The organism is Streptomyces showdoensis (assembly GCF_039535475.1).
GTDB lineage: Bacteria > Actinomycetota > Actinomycetes > Streptomycetales > Streptomycetaceae > Streptomyces > Streptomyces showdoensis.
Map to the genome: position 1 here is coordinate 115457 of NZ_BAAAXG010000002.1, position 19596 is coordinate 135052.

Annotated in this window: 16 protein-coding genes and 2 pseudogenes; 9 read left to right on the forward strand and 9 right to left on the reverse strand. The window is 73.1% G+C overall.

All coding sequences use genetic code 11. The annotated features are described in order from the left end of the window. The 5 genes and pseudogenes from ABD981_RS00695 to ABD981_RS00715 all read left to right on the forward strand — a co-directional run bounded on the left by ABD981_RS00695 (window position 1) and on the right by ABD981_RS00715 (window position 7147). Window positions 1-1419: an extracellular solute-binding protein gene (locus ABD981_RS00695; RefSeq protein WP_046905972.1), complete on the forward strand. Its 1419-nt coding sequence runs from the start codon at window positions 1-3 to the stop codon at window positions 1417-1419. An 83-nt stretch (window positions 1420-1502) separates the two neighbouring features. Continuing rightward, window positions 1503-2463 (forward strand): annotated as a pseudogene (locus ABD981_RS00700) (carbohydrate ABC transporter permease). Between the two features lie 16 nt (window positions 2464-2479). Next, window positions 2480-3355 (forward strand): annotated as a pseudogene (locus ABD981_RS00705) (carbohydrate ABC transporter permease). A 65-nt stretch (window positions 3356-3420) separates the two neighbouring features. Continuing rightward, the gene (locus tag ABD981_RS00710) at window positions 3421-5025 is read left to right on the forward strand and encodes a glycoside hydrolase family 13 protein (protein ID WP_046905975.1); all 1605 of its coding nucleotides are present in this window, start codon (window positions 3421-3423) and stop codon (window positions 5023-5025) included. 37 nt (window positions 5026-5062) lie between these two features. Next, on the forward strand, window positions 5063-7147 hold the full coding sequence (locus tag ABD981_RS00715) for a glycosyl hydrolase family 28-related protein (RefSeq protein WP_345527349.1): 2085 nt from the start codon (window positions 5063-5065) through the stop codon (window positions 7145-7147). 126 nt (window positions 7148-7273) lie between these two features. On the opposite strand, the gene ABD981_RS00720 is transcribed toward ABD981_RS00715, so the two are convergent. Continuing rightward, window positions 7274-9211, reverse strand: a complete 1938-nt coding sequence (locus ABD981_RS00720; RefSeq protein ID WP_046905977.1) for an ABC transporter permease — start codon at window positions 9209-9211, stop codon at window positions 7274-7276. 151 nt (window positions 9212-9362) lie between these two features. After that, the gene (locus ABD981_RS00725) at window positions 9363-9752 is read right to left on the reverse strand and encodes a TOBE domain-containing protein (RefSeq protein ID WP_046905978.1); all 390 of its coding nucleotides are present in this window, start codon (window positions 9750-9752) and stop codon (window positions 9363-9365) included. Between the two features lie 454 nt (window positions 9753-10206). Here ABD981_RS00725 and ABD981_RS00730 point away from each other — a divergent pair, with 454 nt between their 5' ends. Then, window positions 10207-11106: a GNAT family N-acetyltransferase gene (locus ABD981_RS00730; RefSeq protein WP_046905979.1), complete on the forward strand. Its 900-nt coding sequence runs from the start codon at window positions 10207-10209 to the stop codon at window positions 11104-11106. A gap of 45 nt (window positions 11107-11151) precedes the next feature. On the opposite strand, the gene ABD981_RS00735 is transcribed toward ABD981_RS00730, so the two are convergent. Together ABD981_RS00735 and ABD981_RS00740 are read right to left on the reverse strand one after the other, a co-directional pair. Further along, a complete protein-coding gene (locus ABD981_RS00735; protein WP_046905980.1) occupies window positions 11152-11508 on the reverse strand; it encodes a GNAT family N-acetyltransferase in 357 nt (118 codons plus the stop codon). 95 nt (window positions 11509-11603) lie between these two features. Next, on the reverse strand, window positions 11604-12527 hold the full coding sequence (locus ABD981_RS00740) for a pirin family protein (RefSeq protein ID WP_046905981.1): 924 nt from the start codon (window positions 12525-12527) through the stop codon (window positions 11604-11606). Between the two features lie 99 nt (window positions 12528-12626). Here ABD981_RS00740 and ABD981_RS00745 point away from each other — a divergent pair, with 99 nt between their 5' ends. Further along, the gene (locus ABD981_RS00745; protein WP_046905982.1) at window positions 12627-13130 is read left to right on the forward strand and encodes a carboxymuconolactone decarboxylase family protein; all 504 of its coding nucleotides are present in this window, start codon (window positions 12627-12629) and stop codon (window positions 13128-13130) included. Window positions 13131-13135: 5 nt separating this feature from the next. Here ABD981_RS00745 and ABD981_RS00750 read toward each other — a convergent pair whose 3' ends face one another. Beyond that, complete coding sequence (locus ABD981_RS00750; RefSeq protein ID WP_046905983.1) at window positions 13136-13867, reverse strand: YoaK family protein; 732 nt, start codon at window positions 13865-13867, stop codon at window positions 13136-13138. 125 nt (window positions 13868-13992) lie between these two features. Between ABD981_RS00750 and ABD981_RS00755 the strand changes: the two genes are divergently transcribed. Beyond that, window positions 13993-14289, forward strand: coding sequence for a serine hydrolase (locus ABD981_RS00755; protein ID WP_046905984.1), 297 nt, complete (start codon window positions 13993-13995; stop codon window positions 14287-14289). Between the two features lie 16 nt (window positions 14290-14305). On the opposite strand, the gene ABD981_RS00760 is transcribed toward ABD981_RS00755, so the two are convergent. The 3 genes from ABD981_RS00760 to ABD981_RS00770 are packed head-to-tail and all read right to left on the reverse strand — an operon-like array spanning window position 14306 to window position 17752. Further along, window positions 14306-15304 carry a quinone oxidoreductase family protein gene (locus ABD981_RS00760; protein ID WP_046906074.1) on the reverse strand — a complete coding sequence of 333 codons (999 nt, stop codon included), beginning with the start codon at window positions 15302-15304 and terminating at the stop codon, window positions 14306-14308. Window positions 15305-15353: 49 nt separating this feature from the next. After that, a complete protein-coding gene (locus ABD981_RS00765; RefSeq protein ID WP_046905985.1) occupies window positions 15354-16415 on the reverse strand; it encodes a sulfotransferase family protein in 1062 nt (353 codons plus the stop codon). 32 nt (window positions 16416-16447) lie between these two features. Further along, window positions 16448-17752, reverse strand: a complete 1305-nt coding sequence (locus ABD981_RS00770) for an MFS transporter (RefSeq protein ID WP_046905986.1) — start codon at window positions 17750-17752, stop codon at window positions 16448-16450. A gap of 57 nt (window positions 17753-17809) precedes the next feature. Between ABD981_RS00770 and ABD981_RS00775 the strand changes: the two genes are divergently transcribed. Next, a complete protein-coding gene (locus tag ABD981_RS00775) occupies window positions 17810-18451 on the forward strand; it encodes a winged helix-turn-helix domain-containing protein (RefSeq protein WP_046905987.1) in 642 nt (213 codons plus the stop codon). Between the two features lie 129 nt (window positions 18452-18580). On the opposite strand, the gene ABD981_RS00780 is transcribed toward ABD981_RS00775, so the two are convergent. Next, window positions 18581-19564, reverse strand: coding sequence for a methyltransferase (locus ABD981_RS00780; protein WP_123954196.1), 984 nt, complete (start codon window positions 19562-19564; stop codon window positions 18581-18583). Window positions 19565-19596: the final 32 nt, after the last annotated feature.

The window sequence follows — 19596 nt, forward strand, 5'->3', positions numbered from 1 at the left end:
ATGAGAAGTGCCCGGCTCCGCCGTGCCCGCAGAACCGCCGCCGTCGGCCTCGTCTCCGCCCTCACCCTGACCGCTCTCGCCGCCTGCGGCACGAGCAGCAGCAGCGACGACGGCAACGGCGGAGCCGGGGCCGGGGGATCCTCCGACCCCTCGAAGCCGCTCGACCCCAAGACCAAGGTCACGCTCACCATCGACTGCATGCCGCCCGCCGCCAAGGCCGCCGAGCTCAAGGAATGGCAGGCGGACGTCGCCGAGTTCAACAAGACGTACCCGAACGTCACCATCGAGGGCCGCTCCACCCCCGGCCAGTGCCTCGAACCCCCGCGCTTCACCGCGATGCTCAAGGCCAAGTCGCAGCCGGACGTCTTCTACACCTACTTCACCGACCTGCCGCAGGTCCTCTCCGAGGACGGCGCCGCCGACATCACCGCCTACGTCAACGACAAGACCGTCCCGGCGCTGGCGGACATCGACACCAACGTCCTCGGCTCCCTCAAGCACGACGGCAAGCTCTACGGCCTGCCCACGAGCAACTACACGATGGGCCTGCTCGTCAACCGCAAGCTCTTCAAGGACGCCGGCCTCGACCCCGACAACCCGCCCCGCACCTGGGAGGAGGTCCGGGCCGCCGCCAAGAAGATCGCGGGCCTCGGCAACGGCGTCGCGGGCTTCGGCGAGTACAGCGCCGGCAACACCGGCGGCTGGCACTTCACCGCCCAGATGTACAGCCTCGGCGGCGACGTCGTCGACGCGAGCGGCACCAAGGCCGCCTTCAACGACGAGATCGGCAAGCAGGTCGCCAGGAACCTCCACGCCATGCGCTGGGAGGACGACAGCATGGGCAAGACCCAGCTGCTCAAGTGGGGCGACCTCCAGAAGCAGATCGCCACCGACAAGCTCGGCATGTTCCTCGCCGCCCCCGACGACATCGCGTACATGGTCCAGCAGCTCGGCGCGAAGTACGAGAACTTCGGCATGGGCCCCATACCCGGCGGCAAGAACACCCTCGCCGGCGGCAACAACTACATGATCAAGAAGGGCATCTCCGGCGACAAGATCAAGGCCGCCGTCGCCTGGCTGAACTTCAAGAACCTCACCGTCGGCAAGGGCCAGTTCGACTGGGCCCGAGCCAAGACCGACGGCCTCCCGGTCGGCGTCCCGCAGCCCAACTTCTGGCTGAACGACTCCAAGACCAAGGACGACGCCCAACGCGTCCAGCACGCGACCATGCCCGTCGCCAACTTCAAGACCTTCATGGACAACCCGGTCGCCGGCAAGGCCGAGCCGCCGAAGGCCCAGGAGGTCTACAAGGTCCTGGACAACGTGATGTCCGCGCTCCTCACCAACAAGGACGCCGACGTCGACAAGCTCCTCGCCACCGCCGAGACGCAGGTCAACCAGGTCCTGGCCCACCAGTGACCCGCCCGGGCGGCGGCGGACCGGCCCGGTCCGCCCCGCCCGTCCGCACCCTCAGCAGCGGCACCCAGCACCAAGGAGCGACGATGCCGGCCCTCAGCACGATCCCGAGCGAGGCGGGAACCCGCCGCCCCGCCCCGACCGGCGCGGCGGACCCCCGCCCGGCCACCGGACGGTTCGCCACGTCCCTGCGGCGCAACCTGACCGCCCACGGCTTCCTCATCGGCGCCGTCCTCTGCTTCGCGGTCTTCTCCTGGTACCCGATGATCCGCGAGGTCCTGCTCGCCTTCCAGAGGACCGAGAGCGGCCGCACCACCTGGGTCGGCCTCGACAACTTCCGCACCGTCGCCGACGATCCCGCCTTCTGGCAGGCCTGGGGCAACACCGTCCTCTACACCGCCCTCGCCCTCGTCCTGGGCTTCGCCGTCCCCTTCGTCGCCGCCCTCGTCATCAACGAGTTCCGCCACGCCCAGGCCTACCTCCGGCTCCTCGTCTACCTGCCGGTCATGCTGCCCCCCGGTCGCCGCGGTACTCCTCTTCAAGTACCTGTACGACCCCGGATACGGCCTCCTCAACGAGCTCTTCGGCTTCCTCGGCCTGCCCGAGCAGCAGTGGCTCCAGGACCCGGACCTCTCCCTGCTCGCCGTCGTCGTCGCCTCCACCTGGATGAACATGGGCGGCGCGACCCTCATCTACCTCGCCGCGCTCCAGACCATCCCCGGCGAGCTGTACGAGGCCGCCGAACTCGACGGCGCCGGCCTGCTCCGCAAGATCTGGCACGTCACCGTCCCGCAGACCCGGCTCGTCCTCTCGCTGATGCTGCTCATGCAGGTCATCGCCACCATGCAGGTCTTCGTCGAGCCGTTCCTGCTCACCGGCGGCGCCGGACCCGAAGGGTCCACCACCACCGTCGTCTACCTCATCTACCAGTACGCCTTCAGCTTCAACAACTACGGCGCCGCGGCCGCCCTCGGCCTGATGCTGCTCGTGCTCCTCGCCGGATTCTCGGCGGCGTACGTGAAGCTCAGCCGCGCCGAGGACGAGTAGCACCGGGGAGACACAGATGTCCACACGCACGCTCATCGCACCCGGGCGGCTCGCCCGGCCCGGCGGCAAGGCCGCCTACCGGATCGTCCTCGGCCTGGTCCTCCTCCTGTTCACCCTGGTCTTCCTCGGCCCCCTCTACTGGCTGGCCTCCAGCGGCCTCAAGGACGCCCAGGAGGTCATCCAGACCCCGCCCACCCTGGTCCCGGCAGCTTCACACCGGGGAACTACACCCGGGCCTGGGAGGTCATGGACCTCGCCACCCTCCTCCTCAACACCCTCTACTACGCCTTCGGCGCCCTCGCCTTCCAGCTCGTCCTGGACGTCGCCGCCGCCTACTCGCTCTCCAAGCTGCGCCCCGTGCTCGGCAAGGCCGTCCTCGGCATGATGCTCGCCACCCTGATGATCCCGGCGACCGTCCTCGTCGTCCCCCAGTACCTCACCGTGCTCGACGTGCCGATCGTCGAGCGCAACCTGCTCAACAGCCCCTGGGCGATCTGGCTCCCGTCCGTCACCAACGCGTTCAACATCTTCCTGCTCAAGCGCTTCTTCGACTCCATCCCCGGGGAACTCCTGCACGCCGCCTCCATCGACGGCGCCGGCCCCCTGCGGACCCTCTGGTCGATCGTCCTGCCGATCTCCCCGGCCCATCCTCGGCGTCGTGTCGATCTTCGCGGTCGTCGGCGTCTGGAAGGACTTCCTCTGGCCGATGCTGACGCTCCCCGACCCCACCAAGCAGACCCTCAACGTGGGCATCTACTCCCTCTCCAACGGGGTCCCGGTCAACATCCTCATCGCCGCCCTGACCATCGCGTCCCTGCCGACGCTCGTCGTCTTCCTGCTCTTCCAGCGGAACATCATGAGCGGCCTCACCGCCGGCGGCCTCAAGGGCTGACCCGCCCCCCGCCCACGGCCCTCCGCACCTCCACCGCACACACCCCTGCCCGAAAGGACCGTCACGTGGCAGCCCCCAACCCGTCCCGCACCGCCGACTGGTGGCGCGACGCCGTCATCTACCAGGTCTACCCGCGCAGCTTCGCCGACGGCGACGGCGACGGCACCGGAGACCTCGCGGGCGTCCGGGCGAGACTGCCCCACCTCGCCGAACTCGGCGTCGACGCCGTCTGGTTCACCCCCTGGTACGCCTCCCCGATGGTCGACGGCGGCTACGACGTCGCCGACTACCGCGCCATCGACCCCGCCTTCGGCACCCTCGACGAGGCGGAGAAGCTCATCGCCGAAGCCGCCGCCCTCGGCCTGCGCGTCATCGTCGACATCGTCCCCAACCACGTCTCCGACCGGCACGCCTGGTTCACCGCCGCCCTCGCCGCCGGCCCCGGCAGCCCCGAACGCGCCCGCTTCCACTTCCGCCCCGGCCGCGGCGAGCACGGCGAACTCCCGCCCAACGACTGGCCCTCCCAGTTCTCCGGCGACACCTGGACCCGGGTCCCCGACGGCGAGTGGTACCTCCACCTCTTCACCCCCGAACAGCCCGACCTCAACTGGGCCCACCCCGACGTCCGCCGCGAACACGAGGACGTCCTGCGCTTCTGGTTCGAACGCGGCGTCGCCGGCGTCCGCATCGACTCCGCCGCCCTGCTCACCAAGGACCCCGAACTCCGCGACTTCGTCGAGGGCGTCGACCCCCACCCGTACATCGACCAGGACGAGATCCACGAGGTCTACCGCTCCTGGCGGGCCATCGCCGACGCCTACGGCGGCGTCTTCGTCGGCGAGGTCTGGCTGCCCGACGCCGAACGCTTCGCCCGCTACCTCCGCCCCGACGAGCTCCACACCGCCTTCAACTTCAACTTCCTCGCCTGCCCCTGGGAACCCGGACGGCTCCGCTCCACCATCGACGACACCCTCGCCGAACACGCCCCCGTCCACGCCCCCGCCACCTGGGTGCTTTGCAACCACGACGTCACCCGCACCGCCACCCGCTACGGGCGCGCCGACACCGGCTTCGACTTCGCCGCCAAGCGCTTCGGCACCCCCACCGACCTGGAGCTCGGCACCCGGCGCGCCCGCGCCGCCGCCCTCCTCACCCTCGCCCTGCCCGGCTCCGTCTACCTCTACCAGGGCGAGGAACTGGGCCTCCCCGAGGCCGACATCCCCCGGGACCGCATCCAGGACCCCATGCACTTCCGCTCCGGCGGCACCGACCCCGGCCGCGACGGCTGCCGGGTACCCCTCCCGTGGGAGGCCGCCGCCCCCTCGTACGGCTTCGGCACCGGCACGGACCCCTGGCTGCCGCAGCCCGAGGACTGGGCCCGCTACGCCGTCGACCGGCAGAGCGAGGACCCCGGCTCCATGCTCACCCTCTACCGCACCGCCCTCGCCCTGCGCCGTACCGTGCCCGGCTTCGGCGACGGGCCGCTCGCCTGGCTCCCCGCCGAGGACGGCGTCCTCGCCTTCGCCCGCACCCACGGCCTCGTCTGCGTCGTCAACCTCTCCGGCGCCCCCGTCGCCCTCCCCGGCCACGAGGAACTCCTCCTCGCCAGCGGCCCCCTCGGCCCCGGGGACACCCTCCCGCCGGACACCGCCGTCTGGCTGCGCGCCTGAGCCGCTCCCGCCACCCCGAGAGAAACGAGAGCCCCGCATGGCCCACCCGTACGGGAGGGCGACGGCGGTCGCCGCCGCCCTCCTCGCCCTCGGCACCGTCCTCACCAGCGCCCCCGCCGCGGCGGCGGACCCCGACCCGGCCCGGCCCGTCGTCACCCGGGCCGGACTCGACCCCGCCCTGGTCGCCGGGAGAGGCGCCGACGTCGCCTTCGACGAGCAGGAGGCGGAGAACGCCCGCACCGACGGCACCGTCATCGGACCGGACCGCACCCCGTACACCCTCCCCTCGGAGGCCTCCGGCCGGAAGGCGGTCCGGCTCGCCCCCGGGCAGTACGTCGAGTTCACCCTGCCCCGCGCCGCCAACGCCCTGACCGTCCGCTACAGCATCCCGGACGCGGCCGGCGGCGGCGGGATCACCGCACCCCTGGACGTCACCGTCGGCGGACACCACCGCCGCACCATGACGCTGACCTCCCAGTACTCCTGGCTCTACAACCAGTACCCCTTCACCAACGACCCCGGGGCCGGCCTGCTCCACCCGGACTGGTGGCTCGCCGAATGCTCCTGCGTCCCGGCCGCCACCACCCCCGCGCCCGAGCTCACCAAGCCGTTCCGCCCCACCCACTTCTACGACGAGCAGCGCCTCCTCCTCGGCACCACCCACCGGGCCGGGGAGCGCGTCCGCCTGACGGTCCCGGCCGGCAGTCCCGCCGCCTGGACCGTGATCGACCTCCTCGACACCGAACGGGTCGCCGCCCCGCACGTGGAGCGCGGCGGGGTCGACGTCCGCGCGTTCGGCGCCGACCCCACCGGCCGCCGGGACGCGGCCCCCGCCATCGAGCGAGCCATCGCCTTCGCCCGCCGCGCGCACCGGCCCGTCTACCTGCCGCCGGGCACCTTCCGGGTCGACCGGCACCTCGTCGTCGACGACATCACGATCGTCGGCGCGGGCAACTGGCACACCGTCCTCAAGGGCCGCCGGACCGCCCTCCCCGAGCCCGCCCCCGACGGCTCCCGCCACACCGGCGTCGGCCTCTACGGCAGGAGCGCCGCCGAGGGCGGCAGCCGGAACGTGCACCTCTCCGGCTTCACCGTCGAGGGAGACGTCCGCGAACGGATCGACACCGACCAGGTCAACGCGATCGGCGGCGCCCTGAACGACTCCACGATCCACGGCCTCCGCCTGCACCACACCAAGGTCGGCATCTGGCTCGACGGCCCCCTGCGGAACGTACGGATCACGGACAACCTGATCACCGACCAGATCGCCGACGCCGTCAACCTCCACACCGGCGTCACCGATTCGCTCGTCCGCGGCAACTTCGTCCGCAACACCGGAGACGACGGCATCGCCCTCTGGTCGGAGAAGACCGCCGACGCCCGCAACACCCTCGCCCGCAACACCGTCCAGTCACCCACCCTCGCCAACGGCATCGCCGTCTACGGGGGAGCGGACACCACGGTCACCGGCAACCTCGTCGCCGACCCCGTGCGCGAGGGCAGCGGCCTGCACGCCGGCGCCCGCTTCGGCGCCGAACCCTTCACCGGCGCCCTCCACTTCACCGACAACACCACCGTCCGCGCCGGCACCCTCGACCTCAACTGGCGGATCGGCCTCGGCGCCCTCTGGTTCTACGCCCTGGACGGCTCCGTCGACGCGGACGTCCGGGTCACCGGCGACCACTACCTCGACTCCACCCACAACGCGATCATGCTCGTCAGCGAGTACGGGGTACGGGACCGCTACGGCATCCCGGCCGTCCACTTCAAGGACATCCGCGTCGACGGCACCGGCAACTCCGTGCTCAGCGCCCGCACCAAGGGCTCCGCCACCTTCGAGAACGTCGACGCCCGCAACGTCGGCGCCGTGGGCGTGAACAACTGCGGCTCCTTCGGCTTCCCCGCCACCGGCTCGGAGTTCTCCCTCACCGACCTCGGTGGCAACGACGGCGGCTGGCTGGCCCCCTGGCTGCTCCCCAACACCGTCACCTGCGACGACCGCCCGCCGGTCGTCACACCCCCCGGCCCCCGCGCCCTGGTCCTGACACCGGGGCGCGGGACCCGACCGAGGCGGTGGAGGACCTGGGCCTGGCAGCGGGATCCTCGGACAAGGCCCTGGTGAAGTCGGCCGAGATCTCGCTCGCCTCCGCCTGATCCACCCGGGCCGCACGACGGGAAGGCCGCGCCCCCCGAGCGGGGGCGCGGCCTTCGCGCGTGCAGGGGCCCGCGAGCGGACCCCTTCCCGGGCTCAGAGCACGACGACCGTCGCCTCCGTCGCCTTGACGCTGGCCCACACGGACACTCCGTCGGCGAGAACCAGTTCGGCCGCCGCCTGGGGCGTGATCTCGGCGACGACGTCCGGCGCCCGGTCGGACGTGACCAGCACCCGCAGCCTGCTCCCGCTCGCGGTGATCTCGCGCACGGTGCCGGGCCAGACGTTACGGGGGCTGCCGGCCGGCTTCTCGCGGTGCAGCGACACCGCCTCCGGCGCGACGATCGCGAGCGCGGGCGTGCCGGCGGGCGGCGCCTCGGCCGCGACCAGGGTGCCGCCTCCGTCGAGCGCGAGGCCCTCGGCGGTCGCGGTGCCGGGCCAGGCGTTGCGGCCCAGCATCCGGGCCACCCAGGGGGAGCGGGGATGACGGGTGACCTCGGCCGGCGTGGCGTCCTGCAGGGCCCGCCCGTCCTCCAGCACGAGCACCCGGTCGGCCAGCGACACCGCCTCGACCGGGTCGTGGGTGACGATCAGGCAGACGCCGCCGAAGCCGGTGAGGTGGGTGCGCAGGGTGTGCCGCACGTGCGCCCGGGTGGTCTGGTCGAGGGCGGCGAGCGGCTCGTCGAGGACCAGGAGCCGGGGCCGGGCGGCCAGCGCCCGGGCCAGGGCGACGCGCTGGGCCTGGCCGCCGGAGAGCTGGCCGGGGCGGCGGAGCGCGAGGTGCCCGACGCCCAGGCGGTCGAGCCAGGCCTGCGCCTCGCGGCGGGCCTCGGCGCGGGCGACGCCCTGGGCGCGCAGGCCGTACGCCGTGTTGGCGAGCGCCGTCAGGTGCGGGAACAGGGCGCCGTCCTGCGGCACCCAGGCGACCCGCCGGCGGTGCGGGGGCAGCGCGGTGACGTCCGTGCCGCCGAGGGCGAGCTCCGCGTGGGCCCGGGGCGTGAGGCCGAGGAGGGCCCGGAGCAGGGTGGTCTTCCCGGCTCCGTTCGGCCCCACGACCGCGATGGTCGTGCCGGGTTCGGCGTCCAGGGTGAGCCGGGTGAAGCCGGTGACCTCGGCGTGCAGCGAGCAGCGGGCACCGGCCGGGGCGGGGCTGACCTCGACGTCCGCCGCCGGCTCCGCGGGCGCGGCATCGGCGTCGGGAACGGCCGCGGCGGGGCGGACCCGGTCCACCGGGGTGCCGGTCCAGCGTCCCCGCAGGGCGATCAGGACCGCCATCGCGATGGCGAGGAGCAGCAGGGAGACCGAGGTCGCGGCCTCCGGCTCGTCCTGGAGCAGGAGGTAGACCTGGAGCGGGAGGGTCTGGGTGGTGCCGGGCAGGTTGCCGGCGAAGGTGATCGTGGCGCCGAACTCGCCGAGCGCCCGCGCCCAGGTCAGGGCGGCGCCCGCGACGACTCCGGGCGCCACCATCGGCAGGGTGACGGTGAAGAAGACCCGCACCGGTGAGGCGCCGAGCGAGGCCGCCGTCTCCTCGTACCGGGGACGCAGCCCGCCCAGCGCGCCCTCCAGGCTGATGACCAGGAACGGCATGGCGACGAACGTGGCCGCGAGGACGGCGCCGGAGGTGTGGAACGGCAGGGTGATGCCGAAGGTGGACTCCAGCCAGGGGCCGAGGAGCCCGCGCCGCCCGAACGCGAGCAGCAGCGCGACACCGCCGACGGTCGGCGGCAGCACCATCGGGAGCAGGACGAGCGAGCGGACGAAGGCCTTGCCGGGGAACGGCACCCGGGCCAGGAGCCAGGCGAGCGGCACGCCGAGCAGGAGGGACAGGCCGAGCGCCCACAAGGAGACGAGCAGCGAGAGCTTCAGGGCCTGGACGGTGCCCGGCGAGGTGAGGTGGCCGGCGAGTTCGCTCCACTCGGTCCGTACGAGGATGCCGAGGAGCGGGAGGCCGAGGAAGGCCACGGCCGCCAGCGCGGGCAGCGCCAGCAGGAGGGGCGGACGGGCGCCGGAGCTTCGGCGGCCTGCTCGTTTCATCGATGATCCCGGAGACATGGGTGCGTGGGGCGGAGGGGCCGTCCCTTCCCCCGGGAGGGACGGCCCCTCACGAGCTGAGGGAAGCACGGGGACGGGGCCGCCCGCGCCGACGGCCGGGAGGTCCCGGCGCCGGGACCTGGGTGAGGGGTGGTCAGGTGCGGTCGATGTGCACGCTGGTCGACTTCACGCGGGCGGTGGCCTGCATGCCGACTTCCAGTCCCAGTTCCTCCACGGCCTCCCGGGTCAGGAGGGAGACCAGCCGGTGCGGACCGGCCTGGATCGTCACCTGGGCCGCGATGTCGCCGAGCTTGATCGCCGTGACGATGCCCGGGAACGCGTTGCGGGCCGACGTGTACGACGCGTCTTCGCCGTCGCCCTGCGCGATCTCCACGGAGAAGGCGGCCAGCGACTTCCCGTCGATCACGCGCCGGCCGCTCTCGTCGCGGTGCGTCGCGACCCGGCCGGCGTCGGCCCAGCGCCGCGCCGTGTCCGGGCTGACGCCCAGCAGACGCGCGGCCTGCCCGATGGTGTAGGACTGCATGTTCGACACCGTAGGACGCTCAGGATCGCATCTGCAAGAAAGCCGTGCGACCCTCCATGGTGAATGAGAGAGCGCTTGGAGGAACTGACGAGCTGTGGGGCCGGTGGTCTCACCCTGCGGAGCACGGCGCCGGCCCCGTCGAGGGGCTCGGTGATGTTTCGCGATGGTGTTCGACGAGAACGGGCGGGTAGCGGGACTCGTGGGGGCGCAGGAGAAGGCGCTCGCGCCGTTCGCCGGGCACTCCGTGCCCGGCACTCCGGCGGGCCACGGGCGAAAATACGTGGACGGAACCGCGGAGGATCTCGTACGGTGTGGCCCCACGCCCTGAGACGGACGGAAGGAGGCGAGTGCCGTGCAGTTCACACCATCCCAGCGCTCCCTCTTCCGCGTTCCCGGCGTGGTCCGTCGGTTCTGACCGGGAGCGCTCCGAGCAGCCTGTTTCCCGGAGGAATCCATGACCGGTCCGGTCATCCGCGCGCTCTCCGCGAGCGACGCCCATCTCTTCGACGCACTCCCCGACCCGCTGGGGGCCCGTGAGGGCCATCGGCTCACCCGGTTCCGCCCCGACTGGAAGCGCGTCGCCCTGCGCGACGGCGTGGTCGTCGCCCGCGGCGCGTGGTGGGGCGGCCCCGACGACACGGAGCCCGTCAACATCAACTGGTTCGACGTGGCCGAGGGCGAGGAGGAGGCCGGGGCCGCGCTCCTGCGCTCCGCTCCCCGGCGGGTCGAACTCGAGATCAACCTGCCCGGCGGCTGGCGGGAGCGGCCCGGCCTGCGCGCCGCCGCCGAGGCCCGCTTCGCCGCCGCCCGCGCCGCCGGGTACGCGCTCCTGGTGGAGCGCTTCCTGTACCGCTGGACCCCCGAGCGGGGCCTGCCCGAGCGGCCCGGACGCCTGCGCTTCCGCGCCGAACCCGACGACGCCGTGTTCTTCGACGCGCTGCGCCGCATCCACTCCGTCACCCTGGACGCCCACGCGCTCCGGACGAGGGAGGAGAGCGGCCTCGACCGGGTCGCGCAGGACGAGCTCGACTTCTTCCACTGGTGCCCCTCCCCGCGGGAGTGGTGGCAGGTCGCGCACACGCCCGAGGGCGACCTGGCCGGCATCCACATCCCGGCCCACAACCCCTCCGGCCCGACCGTCGGCTTCGTCGGGGTGGTCCCGGAACAGCGCGGCCACGGGTACGCCTACGACCTCCTCGCGGAGTGCACCCACGTCCTCGCCGAGGAGGGCGCGGAGTTCATCGGCGCGGCGACGGACCAGGGCAACGTCCCCATGGCGGCGACCTTCGCCAGGGCCGGCTTCCCGGTCGTGAGGGAGCGCGTCAACTTCCACCCGTCGGGCGAGGTCGCCTGACGGGCGGGAGCGGGCGCGCGCGGTGACCGGCCGGTCGGACCGGCCTCAGCGGCCCAGCCGGGCGTCCAGCCAGGTGAGGACCTCGGGGGTCACGGGGTCGGTGATGTCCGCGAACTCCTCGTGCTTCTTGAGGAACTTCGCCACGTACGGGCAGACCGGGACGATCCGCAGTCCCGCGGCGCGGACGTCGGTCAGGGCCTGCTCGACCAGGATCGCGGCGAGGCCCTGACCCGCGTAGGCCTCGTCGATCTCGGTGTGGAAGAACACCCGGCGGTCCTCGCGGTCGCGGTAGGCGGTCAGGCCGGCGCGCTGCTCGTCGACGAGGATCTCGTAGCGGTGGCGCGCGTCGACGCGGCGGACGACGGGGGTGGCGGCGGTCGTGGCGGTGGTCTGCTCGGTCATGGCGGGGTTCCCTTCGGGAGTGAGTGCGCGGGGACCGCGCGGGGCTTGCGCCGGGGTGGTTCGGGGGTGGCCCGGGCGCGGGAGGAGCGGGGTGGTCAGGGGCGGGGCGGGTTCTTCCGCGGGGTGATCACCGCGTTCGGCAGTGCCGGGGCCGGGAGCCGGGCGCCGGGGTAGCCGTCGACGGCGCCGAAGCGGTCGGAGGCCCGCTCCCACTCCTCCCGCGCCTCGACGATGTCCTGGTGGTCGCGGCCGATGAAGTTCCACCACATCACGATCTCCTCCTCGAACGGCGGGCCGCCGAGCAGGACCGTCCGGGCCGTGCGGCCGGAGTGGTTGGTGAGGCTCAGGGCCGTGCGCCCGGGCGCGGCGTAGCCGAGCTCGGCGGGCTTCAGGGGCGTGCCGTCGAGGCGTACGTCCCCCTCGTCGACGAGCAGGCCGTGCTCGAACTCCGGGTCGACGTCCAGGGTGACCGTGGTCCCCGCGTCGATCAGGACCTCGGCTCCGAGGAGCGGGGTGAACGTGCTGACGGGGGAGGTCTCGCCGGCCAGCGTGCCGAGGAAGACGCGGAGTTCGGCGCCGTCGACGCGGAGCGGCCGCGGCGCGTGGTGCTGGAAGGCGCGCGGCGCGTGCCGGTGCGCGTCGGGCAGGGCCACCCAGAGCTGGACGCCGTGCAGGACGGTGGTGCCGGGGGTGGAGACCTCGGTGTGCGCGATACCGTGGCCGCCGGTCATGAGGTTGACCTCGCCGGGGCGCACGAAGGCGTGGGTGCCGAGGCTGTCGCGGTGCTCGATCTCGCCGGCGAACAGCCAGCTCACCGTCTGCAGGCCGGTGTGCGGGTGCGGGGCCACGTCCATGCCGCCGGAGTCGGCGACCCGGTCGGGGCCGTAGTGGTCGGCGAAGCACCAGGCGCCGATGAGCGTCCGGGCCCGCTGTGGCAGGGTGCGGCGTACGGTCATCGCGCGGGGTCCGCCCAGCGGGACGTCCCGGGCGGTGAGGACCTGAACCTCCGTGTCATCCATCGTTCTCGGCCCTCTCCGTCTCGGGTAGTTTCGTTTTCAACAATGATGGGTGATCATAGACCCGATGGCAACCCACGACAACGGGCGAAGGAGCACAGGGTGACCGAGACGGCACAGACCACGGCGGCGGCCCACCGGACGAACGGCCGGATCTACCTCGACAAGCAGAGCCCCGCCGCGTACCGGGCGCTGGTGGGGACCGCCGACGCCGTCCGCGCGACGGCCGCCGAGGCCGGGCTCGACCGGATCCTGGTCGAACTGGTCAACCTGCGCGTGTCCCAGCTCAACGGCTGCGCCTCCTGCCTCGACGTGCACACCAGGGCCGCGCTGCGCGCCGGGGAGAGCACGCGGCGCCTCGGCGTGCTCGCCGCCTGGCGGGACACCGAGCTCTTCACCGCCCGCGAGCGCGCGGCCCTCGCCCTCGCCGAGGCCACCACCCACCCCGCCGACGCCCTCGCCCAGGAGCGGGCCTACGCGGAGGCGCGCACGGTCTTCGCCGACGACGAGCTCTCCGCCGTCCTCTGGGTGGCCGTCACCATCAACGCCTTCAACCGGGTCGCGATCCTCAGCAAGCACCCCGTACGGGAGACCCCCGGGCACTGAACCGGCTACGGCGCCGCCGCCCAGACCGCGCCCGCCGCCGAGACCCGCCACAGCACCGCCGCGCCCGCCGCGAGGAGGGCCAGGACCGCGCCCAGGACCACGGAGAGGCCGACCGACAGGAGCGCGGCACCGGCGAGGGCGCCGAGGAACATCGCGAGTACGGAGAGGGCCCGTCGGCCGGGCCGGGGCGCCGTCCCGCCGACGGGGCCGGAGTCGGCGGCGAGCCCGGTCAGGGTGCGGGTGAGCACGGTCGTCGTCAGGTCCGGGACGCCGAGCCGCCGGACCGTCGCGTTCTGCAGCCCCATCGAGAGCCCGAGCAGCACGATCAGGGGGTACCGGAAGGCGGCGTCCGCCCGGTCGTGCCCGGCGAGGGCCACGACCAGCGCCCCGGCGACCAGCACCGCCTGCACGGTCATGCCCGAGGCGAGCAGCCGGCCCCGGTGCGTCCCGAACCGGACGCCGAAGCGCCCGCCGGCCAGGGCGCCGGTGAGGAAGGCGGTCAGGGAGACGACCGAGGCCAGGGCGGACAGGCCCTCGGCCTCGGCCAGGGCGAAGCCGAGGAACACCACGTTGCCCGTCATGTTGGCGACGAAGACGTGGCCGAGCCCCAGATAGCTCACCGCGTCCACCAGGCCCGTGACGACCGTGAGGACCAGCATCAGCGGCGGCAGCGGGCCGTGCGGGTCGCCCTTCGGCGGAACCAGCGTGCGGGCCGCGTCGGCCAGCAGTGCGCGCATCCTCGGGGCTTCCTTCCGGGGGAGCGGGGCGGGGCGGGGTGGGGGAGGGGTGGTGGTGCGGGGCAGCAGCGTACGCGCGTCGCGATCATGCTCCGTGGCCGTTCACCCGTGTGGGCCATGACGGCGTGGCCCCGGCCCAGCGGGCGGGGCGGGACGCCATGTACGGGAACATCGCCCCCATGACGGTCGGTCAGGGCATGCAGGGCGGCTGGGGGTTCGGCATGGCGGTCCGCACCCGACGCGGCGACTACGCGCCGCTCGGCCAGTTCGGCTGGGACGGCGGCACCGGCACCTCCGTGTACGCCGACCCGGTCCACGGGGTCACCGGGGTGCTGCTCACCCAGGTGGGCGTGTCCACCCCCGATTCCCCCCGTCTCGTCCACGACTTCTGGACCACCCTCTACCAGGCCGTGGAGGACTGACGGCGGCTTCCCCGGCTCAGCGGACCGGGGAACCGGCGGTCTCCGGGGAACAGGTGAGCACCGTCTTCGCGATCGTCGCGCGGGCCTCCAGTGCCGTGTGGGCGTCCGCCGCCCCGGCGAGGGGGAAGCGCCGGCCGACGCGGACGTCCAGGGCGCCGTCACGGGCCAGTCGCAGGACGGCCGTGCCGCGGCGCAGCAGCTCGGACCGGGCCGTGATGTGGTGCTCCAGATTGGGGCGGGTGACGAACAGGGACCCGGCGGCGTTGAGGCGTTGCAGGTCGAACGGGGGGACCGGGCCGCCGGACTGGCCGTAGACCGCCAGGACCCCGCGGGGGCGCAGCGCGGCGAGGCTCTCGTCGAAGGTCGGGCCGCCGATGCCGTCGAAGACCGCGGCGGCGCCGAGGCCGTCGGTGTGCTTCCGGACCGCGGCGAGCAGGGCGCCCGGCCGGTAGTCGACGACCTCGGCGGCGCCCGCCTCCCGTGCCGCCTCCGCCTTGGCCTCGGTCGAGGCGGTGCCGATCACCGTGCCGCCGCGCATCCGCACGAGCTGGGTGAGCAGCATGCCGACGCCGCCCGCGGCCGCGTGGACGACGACGGTGTCGCCCGGCCGGACCGGGTGGGTGTCGTGGCACAGGTAGTGCGCGGTCATGCCCTGGAGGAGGACGGCCGCCGCCGTCTCCGGGTCCAGTCCGGCCGGCACCGGCACCAGGCGGTCGGCGCTCAGCAGGGCGTACTCCGCGTAGGAGCCGGGCAGGTTGGCCCAGGCGACCACGTCGCCGACGGCGACCTCGGTCACCCCGGGCCCGAGCTCGACGACCGTGCCGGCGCCCTCCTGGCCGGGGACGTACGGCAGTTCCCTCGGGTAGCGGCCGGACCGGAGGTAGACGTCGATGAAGTTGACCCCGGCGGCGGCGAGGCGCACCAGCGCCTCGCCCGGTCCCGGTGACGGGCGGGGCACGTCGACGAGCTCGAGGACCTCGGGCCCGCCGGCCCGGCTGACGCGGATGGCTTTCATGGAGGGGATCGTACGGAGGCCGGACCGGGCGGGACCGGCGTTCGGGCGGTCAGGCGCGGTCATAGCCGGCTTCCTCGGCGAGGTCGGCGACGAGCGGCAGGACCTGGCGGATCTCCTGCTCGTGGCGGCGCCACTTGTCGGGGTCGGGGACGGTCTGGGTCATCACGACGGGGAGGTCGCGGCGGCCCCAGGCGTCGGCGAAGGGCAGGTCCACGGCCTCGGCCACGGCCTCCATCGTGGCCACCGGGTCGGCCTGCACGTCCTCGTAGCGGACCAGGACGGAGTTGCCGGTGGGGGCGAGGGCCCGGGCGGCGTCCAGGACGGCCCGGTTGTGGGCCAGCCAGTTGCGGGCGCAGACCTCGGCCAGCGGCAGGTCCACCCAGTCCCGCCAGCCGGGCGGCAGGCTGAGGTTCCACCACTCCTTGCCCCAGGGGAAGACGTCCGAGTACCCCTTGATGCGCAGCGGCTCGGGCACCGGGTAGGAGAAGAACATCCGCGGGTTGAGCCAGGCGTCCATGAGCGAGCCGATGCTGGTGCGCGGGTCGCGGACGACGAAGACGTACTTGGCGTCGGGGTAGAGGGCCTGCAGGAACGGGATCCGGAAGCAGGACTGGATGCTCTTCTCCACCAGCCGGATGCCGTCGGCGAGTTCGGCCTCGGTGGGGCGCGGGCCGCGCGGCGGGAAGCAGAACGGCGTGATCTCGTCGAGCTCGCCGCCGTCCCGCGTGGTGGGCGGGCCCTCGGGGAGCTCGCCGGGGAAGCGCTGCCGGAGGGCCTTGAGCGGCACGTCGTAGTAGTACGGCTGCGGGCCCTGGGCGCTGATGAAGTCGAGGTAGTCGAGCTTGTCGTCGACGGACCACTCCGCGCCGGGCCTGCGTGCGGCGGCGAGCAGGTCGGCGTCGAGCCGGGCCGCCACCTCGGGGGTCGCGTCGGAGGCGTCCAGGGCGTTGGAGTGCCAGCCGCGCCGGCTGGGGTGCAGTCCGTCGCGCTCCCAGATCGGCTTGCCCTCGCGGCCGATGCTCCAGACGTGCTCGCTGCGTTCGATGAGGCTGCGGACCAGACTGGTGCCGGAACGGGGGTGGCCGACGATGAAGATGGGCTGCTTGAGCATGGCTGAGGTCGCTTTCGTGAGGAGGCGGGTACTCATGCGGGCCAGCGGGCGGACCGGACGTGCCGGTTGGCGAGGCCGGCCGCGGTGATCAGGGCCTGGGCTCCGGCGATCAGCACGATGGCGCCGGTGACGCCGAGGAACTGCAGGGCCAGGCCGCCGACCAGCGAGCCGAGCGGGGATCCGGCGCCGATGAGGGTGATGGTCGCGGCGATGGCGCGGCCCCGGCGGTGGTCCGGCGTCTGCCGGAAGATCATGATGTCGACGAGGATCTTCAGGGCCGGCAGCCCGAGCGCCGCCAGGGTGAGCATCGCGAAGACCCAGACCGGTCCGAACGGAAGGGCCAGCAGGGCCACCGCGAGGGTGGTGAGCGTGGACGCGGAGAGCAGCAGGCCGCCGGGGCTGAGCAGCCGGTTGAGCCGGGGCACCAGCGCCGAGCCGACGAGCATGCCGACGGCGGTGCCGGACAGCGCCAGACCGATCGTGCCGGCGGAGTGGTCCTGCTCGCGCAGGGTCACCATCACCATGAGGATCGCGGCGGTGATGCTGAAGTAGAAGATGCTGATGAGGAGGAGGGCCGAGCGCAGCAGGCGGTCGGTGAGGAGTTCGACCAGGCCGGAGAAGGCCGTGGTCAGGGGGCTCAGCGCGCTCTTCGGCCCGGCGCGCTCCGGCCCGACCGGCCCGTCAGGACCGTCCGGTTCGTCGGGCGCGGTCGCTTCCGTGGTCTTCGGTACGCGGACGAGCAGGGCGCAGACGAACGAGATCACGAAGCCGGCGATCGCCGCGAGGAACGGGAAGGTGCGGGAGACCAGGTAGAGCGCGCCGCCGAGGGGCGGTCCGGCGAGGGCGGCCGCGCCGCTGCGCGCCTCGTCCTGGCTGAGTGCGGCGGTGAGTTGATGGTCCGGCACCACGGCCCGGATCAGCAGCATCCGGGCGGGTGCCCCGAAGGCCGTACCGGCGCCCAGCACGACCGCGGCGAGGATCAGAAGTCCGAAGTTCGCCCGGCCGGCCATGAGACTGATCACGATGAACGCGAGAGTGAGGGCGCGGACCGCTTCGGAGATCAGCAGGATGCGGCGCCGGTCCCACCGGTCGACCACCGCGCCGGCCGGCAGGCCGACGAGGAGGGCGGTACCGATCTGGGCGAAGCCGAACAGGCCGGCGAGTGCGGGGGAGCCGGTCAGGGACATGATCAGGAGGGGGTAGGCGACTTCCACGGTTTCGAGGCCGAGGTTGGCCGATGCGGCCCCGATCCAGAGAATTTGGAAGCGCCGGTTTCGGCGCAGGGGTGTCGGCGTGGGAAGAGTCGCGCTATCACTTAGATGTAAGCGTTCACTCATGCGTGAACGGTAGCATGGACATGAATGATTTCGCTACGAGGAAACGGAGTTGGGCCCATGGCCGACGATGCCGACGCGGTGACGGTCGTCCGCGAGGTGGACGACGTGGAGACGCTGAAGGCCCTGTCCGACCCGCTGAGGCTGGCGATCCTGCGCACGATGATGAGCGACGTACGGGCCTCGCACCGGGTCAAGGACATCGCCCGGCTGCTGGACCAGCCGCCCACCCGGCTCTACCGGCACATCAAGGTGCTGGAGGCCGCGGGCCTGATCAAGGTGGCGCAGACCCGGATGGTCTCCGGGATCCAGGAGAGCCAGTACCAGGTGGCGCAGTTCGCCCTGCGGCTGAGCCGCGACCTGCTGGCCGCGCCGGGCAACGCGGGCGACCTGGCCGACGCGTTCGCGGCCACGCTCAACGACTTCCGCGACCGGCTCGTACGGGACATCATCAGCGGCCGCTTCCAGCCGGAGCCGGACCCGGAGGCCGCCGAGCAGCCGGATCCGCTCGGCCCGATGGTCGTGGCGCTCGACCGGCGGCTGACGCCGGAGCGCGCCGTCGAGTTCCGGTCCCGGCTGACCGCGCTGATGGACGAGTTCAACCGGCCCGACGACGAGGAGAAGGCCGATGTGCCGGTCGAGTTCCTGCTGATGTTCTGGGCGCCCAAGGAGCCGGCCGAGGAGTCCGGGGGGAAGTCCTAGGGAAGGCCGGGGACGCACACGGACGCCCTCGGGCCCGGCCGTCGAGGCCGGGCCCGAGGGCGTCGGGGGGAGGGCGGCACGGCCGTCAGGAGGCCGCCCGGATCACTCTGTCCGCTCTGTTCGCTCCGCTCACTTGGTCGCGATGAAGAGGCGGCCGCCGGGGAAGCGGTGCGGCACGCACTCGGCCTGCTCGAAGCCGGCCTGCCGGAAGCGGGCCAGCCAGTCCTCCTCCGGGGGCAGCGTCACGTTCATGAACCCGGCGTGCAGGTAGGTGAACAGCGCGCTGAACCGGCGCTCGCGCTCCGCCGACGCGTACGGCACCGCGTCGGTGATCGCCATGATGCCGCCCGGGCGCAGCGCCTCCCGGCACTGCCGCAGCACCCGGTCGAAGACGTCGCCCTCCAGCACGATGTCGTGGAAGACGAACCCGGCGTGGATGACGTCGGCGCCGGCCACCGGGCCGGGGTCGTCGGCGATGGACTGGATCGGCCGCTCCACCACCGTCAGGCGCTCGCCGACCCCCGCGTCCCGAGCCGCGCGGGCCGCCTCCTGACACGCGCCGGCACTCATGTCCAGGGCCACGCCGGTGCTCTCCGGCAGCCGGCCGAGCAGGTCGATCAGCAGGCCGGCGGCACCGGCACCGAGGTCGACGATGTGCTTCGGCCGCGCGGCCAGGATCGCCTCGGTCGCGGCCGGGTAGAAGCCCTGGCTGCCGATCCACCGGGAACTGACCGCCACCTCGCGCCCGTTGCGCCGGAACTGCGCTCCGGCGGCGGCCGGGTCGCGCAGGAACGCGGCGGGGTTCTGGACGTACGGCTGGTTGGCCCGCAGCGACCAGGTGAGGTAGCCGGAGTCGTGGATCCGGTCGGCGAAGTCCTCCGCGACCCGGAACTCCTTGACACCGGTCGGCACCACCAGCGCCGCGGCGACCAGGGTGGCCAGGAAGCCGTCCATGCCCTCCTCCGGCACGTCCGCGGCCACGGCCAGCTCGGCCGAGGTCACCGGCTCACCGCGCTCCAGCAGCGGGACGATGCCCAGCCGGTCGGCCATTTCGAGCAGCGTGGCGACGGCGGCGAGATCGGCTGCGGTCTCCCGGGGGCTGATGCTTGACATCGCGTTCTCCCACTCCAATTCGACGGTCATCT

Bases quoted from the DNA above. Each gene is read 5' to 3' on its own strand.
- ABD981_RS00695 (WP_046905972.1), top strand. From the start codon at position 1: ATGAGAAGTGCCCGGCTCCGCCGTGCCCGCAGAACCGCCGCCGTCGGC.
- ABD981_RS00715 (WP_345527349.1), top strand. From the start codon at position 5,063: ATGGCCCACCCGTACGGGAGGGCGACGGCGGTCGCCGCCGCCCTCCTC.
- ABD981_RS00720 (WP_046905977.1), bottom strand. From the start codon at position 9,211: ATGAAACGAGCAGGCCGCCGAAGCTCCGGCGCCCGTCCGCCCCTCCTG.
- ABD981_RS00725 (WP_046905978.1), bottom strand. From the start codon at position 9,752: ATGCAGTCCTACACCATCGGGCAGGCCGCGCGTCTGCTGGGCGTCAGC.
- ABD981_RS00730 (WP_046905979.1), top strand. From the start codon at position 10,207: ATGACCGGTCCGGTCATCCGCGCGCTCTCCGCGAGCGACGCCCATCTC.
- ABD981_RS00735 (WP_046905980.1), bottom strand. From the start codon at position 11,508: ATGACCGAGCAGACCACCGCCACGACCGCCGCCACCCCCGTCGTCCGC.
- ABD981_RS00740 (WP_046905981.1), bottom strand. From the start codon at position 12,527: ATGGATGACACGGAGGTTCAGGTCCTCACCGCCCGGGACGTCCCGCTG.
- ABD981_RS00750 (WP_046905983.1), bottom strand. From the start codon at position 13,867: ATGCGCGCACTGCTGGCCGACGCGGCCCGCACGCTGGTTCCGCCGAAG.
- ABD981_RS00760 (WP_046906074.1), bottom strand. From the start codon at position 15,304: ATGAAAGCCATCCGCGTCAGCCGGGCCGGCGGGCCCGAGGTCCTCGAG.
- ABD981_RS00765 (WP_046905985.1), bottom strand. From the start codon at position 16,415: ATGCTCAAGCAGCCCATCTTCATCGTCGGCCACCCCCGTTCCGGCACC.
- ABD981_RS00770 (WP_046905986.1), bottom strand. From the start codon at position 17,752: ATGAGTGAACGCTTACATCTAAGTGATAGCGCGACTCTTCCCACGCCG.
- ABD981_RS00775 (WP_046905987.1), top strand. From the start codon at position 17,810: ATGGCCGACGATGCCGACGCGGTGACGGTCGTCCGCGAGGTGGACGAC.
- ABD981_RS00780 (WP_123954196.1), bottom strand. From the start codon at position 19,564: ATGTCAAGCATCAGCCCCCGGGAGACCGCAGCCGATCTCGCCGCCGTC.